Below are 3,397 nucleotides of genomic sequence, written 5' to 3'. Positions count from 1 at the left end.
ATAAATTTTTACAGTCCAATACTTATAAGTTTTTTCAATCAGATGCTTACCAGAAACTTAAAGATCTTTTTGCAGGTATGTCGGCAGCACCATCTGATGGCTCTGGATGGGATGTGCTTGCAAGTGGTGTGAAGCATCTTAATGAAGGCGATAAACAAAGAAGACAGGTTAACCAGACCGTCGAGTATCTAAAATCCAAAGGCTACAGCGAAGAAGAAGCGCGGGTTATGGCACGTAATCCTCAAATGCTTAATGAGTTGTTTATACGGGAAATAAATGCACGTGATAATTTTCAACAAACAAGTAATAAAATGAATGCTACATTACCTAAAGTTTCGGAAGACTATGATGTTTTTCGCAATCCTGAGACTGGAGAGCCGGAAGCAAAGGTTATCAAGGGTAGTAAGACGTATGAGGAAAAAAAAGAAAAGCTTCTAAGGCAAAAACAATTTTTCAAAGATGAAATAATTAGTCAGGATACTAATTTGAGGTTACTTGAGCAAACAGAAAAAATAATTCAAAATACATTGACTGGTACAAATATTTTATCACCCGTATTTTCATTACTCAATAACAGTGATGCTTCAATATTAAAGTCAAATCTTGAAGCGCTTAAAAAGAATCTTGCACGTGAAACTTTGGAGGCAATGAAACAGAAGTCACCAAATGGAGCGTCTGGGTATGGAAATATGAATATACAAGAATTTACATCATTACAGACTCGTTTGGGAAATTTAGATCCAAACCTGCCTCGTGATTTATTGTTACAAGAAATTATAGCTGTAAAAGAGGCAGTGTTAAAGGCAAGAAGTAATACATACAAACTTTTAAATGATTTGGATAAGCAAGAAGATGGTCAGCTACAATCGCCTATTTCAAAATTTAGATATGTAACAAACAAAGCCCAAGAGGATGCATTACCTAAAGGTACGTTCTTTATAGATCAATATAATCTGGTTAGAGGGAAAGGGTATTGATATGGGTTATACTCCTTATTCACCTGTTATCGGTCATATTTCAGATAAAGATATAATGGAGAAAATTCAGAATTTCATAAATAGACAGAATGTCACAAATAGATATGCAGAGGTTCCACAGTCTTCAAAAGAAATGCAAAAGTTAGAAGAAGAATATCCTACTGAAAATATTTCGATGTGGGATGCTTTCAAAAATTCTGCTATAGAAGGACTTACATCAAACTTTAGTGATGAGCTTCAAGGCGCGTTATCGCATTTATCAGGAGGTAATTACGATGAGACTGTAAAGAAGGCACGCGCCTATCAGAGAGCAATACATAGAGCACACCCTTGGTTATCATTTGGTGGAAATATTTTAGGATCTATTGTACCACTGATAGCTACAGGGGGAATACCGTGGATTGCGAGTAGGTTAGGTTTAGCGGTATTTGGAGCTGGAAAAGCCGGTTTGTTGCCTCGTCTTGTAGGCGAAGCAATAGGTATTCCAGGAAAAGATTTAGGTATTAAATCTGTGGCGAGAGCGGGAGCATTATCAGGAGCATTATCAGGGATTGGAAGTGGTGTAGGATGGGGAGATTCTGTAGATAGTGGGATAAATAATGCTGTAGTTGGAAGCATAGCGGCTCCAATTTTGGCTATTGGGGGATCTGTTGCGGGTAAAGCATATAACGCTATCCGCAATACAGGAAAGAAAGTTCCTGATGGTTTTTCTAAGAGAAATTTACGAAATATTGCTAGTTATGCGCATAATTCTGGTATTCAAAATCTTTCAGAAGCCCTTGCAAAGAAAGGACCTGAAACACGTCTTAGTGATATTATTCCGGGTTTTAGACAACATGTTTATAATATAGTGAAAACCAATAGAGTTCTTCATGAGAAATTTGATGAAGAACTTGGTAAAAGAGCCGCTGGATTTTCAGAACGAATGGGTAAAACTCTAGATGAAAACTTTATTAAGAGAAAAGGAGCTGGAGAACTTGAAGGAGCTTTAGAAGAAGCGGTAGATAAATCTACTTCGATACTAGATGCGGAACAGCTTAAAAAAGCTTTTGATAATATAGGTAGTATAAAGTCAGGACCATTATATGATACAGCATTAAGTGTGGCTTTAAAGCCTGAACACCAAAAAAAGGTGAATCAGTTAATGGAGCATTCAGTTTTTAGGAAAGCCTATGAAGATGCGACGCAAGACTTTAATAATCGGATAATGACGGATGCAGCGTATGTACAAAAACACCATAACCCTACGATGGATATTCTTCACCGAACCAAAATGAAAATTAGCAATCAAATTCAACGTGATAATCTAGATGGAATAGATACTGCGGATCTCGTTTCACTTGAAAAATATCTTATAGCGTTGCTAGACGATATTTCAAAAAACTACAAGGCAGCAAGAGAGGTTTTCGCTTCTTATAAGGATTTATCTAAAGCTGTAAAAGAAGGGTATGATTCCTTAAGTCCCTCTATTACTATCAATGAGGTCTTAGGTAAAAGCAATGTATATAAAAGTAAGGGAAAAATTTCATCTGTTGGTGATAGGACTCCATCATTTGAAGATGCTTATAAATTAGGTACAAGAAGTAAAATTGATTATGAAAGTGCTAATTCTAGCGATAAGCTAGAGTATTATAAAAACCTTTTCAATACAGATAGCTATGTAGAAAAACTGAAATCTCTTTTTGGGGAAGACTCTTTAAAAAGATTAAAAGATGCTTTCGAATTAGAACAGTTGTACAATAAAACCTATCAGGGAATTCCAGAATTGACAGATAGAGCTCGCCCAAAACTCTTTCAAGGATTTAAAGAGTATAAAGATATTGGGCAATTTCCGCATGCTGCTTTCAGAGTTTTAAAAAATGCACATATGATGACAATGAGTCAGAAACGTTTAGCTGTTCAACGAGAGTTAGATAAAAAAATAATAGAGTTGGATTCTTTGAAAGTAGGGAAATATAACTCAAAAAAGGTAGCAAATATTATTCAAGATTTCATTGAAGCTCATAAGGCAGGATTAATAACGCAAGATCGTGCAAAACGCTTTTCTACTGCTTTATCTAGATTGATATGGGAAATGGGAACAGCAGGGATACGGAATTCTGAAGCATTTAATAGTTAATAGGAAAGTTTTAGCTATGTCTCGTTATAGTCCTTCAGTTGATCAAGCGATACGTCAAGCAGCAGCGCGGTATGGCTTGCCGGAAAGCTATTTATACCGTGTTGCGCAAGTTGAGAGTGGAGGCAATCCCAATGCAAGGAATCCGCGTTCTTCTGCGGGTGGTTTGTATCAGTTTATAGACAGTACAGCCAAGCAATATGGTTTGCAGGACCGTTTTGACCCGATGCAGGCAGCCGATGCGATGGGGAGATTGACCCTTGATAATCGCAACCATTTAAGCCGTGTGTTGGGAAGGGCGCCT

The 3,397-nt window shown here is 37.0% G+C and carries 2 protein-coding genes and 1 pseudogene; all 3 read left to right on the top strand.

Translation table 11 applies throughout. The annotated features are described in order from the left end of the window. A pseudogene (locus tag PVV65_RS09375) lies at nucleotides 1-977 on the top strand (hypothetical protein); the annotation flags it as partial. A gap of 1 nt (nucleotide 978) precedes the next feature. Beyond that, the gene (locus PVV65_RS09370; RefSeq protein WP_273789981.1) at nucleotides 979-3,096 is read left to right on the top strand and encodes a hypothetical protein; all 2,118 of its coding nucleotides are present in this window, start codon (nucleotides 979-981) and stop codon (nucleotides 3,094-3,096) included. A gap of 16 nt (nucleotides 3,097-3,112) precedes the next feature. Beyond that, the coding region (locus PVV65_RS09365; protein WP_273789980.1) for a transglycosylase SLT domain-containing protein at nucleotides 3,113-3,397 on the top strand (285 nt) is incomplete at its 3' end.

Origin of the sequence: Bartonella sp. ML70XJBT (genome assembly GCF_028618425.1) — a bacterium.
Classification (GTDB): Bacteria; Pseudomonadota; Alphaproteobacteria; order Rhizobiales; family Rhizobiaceae; genus Bartonella.
This window is presented reverse-complemented; position numbering and strand designations above follow the sequence as displayed.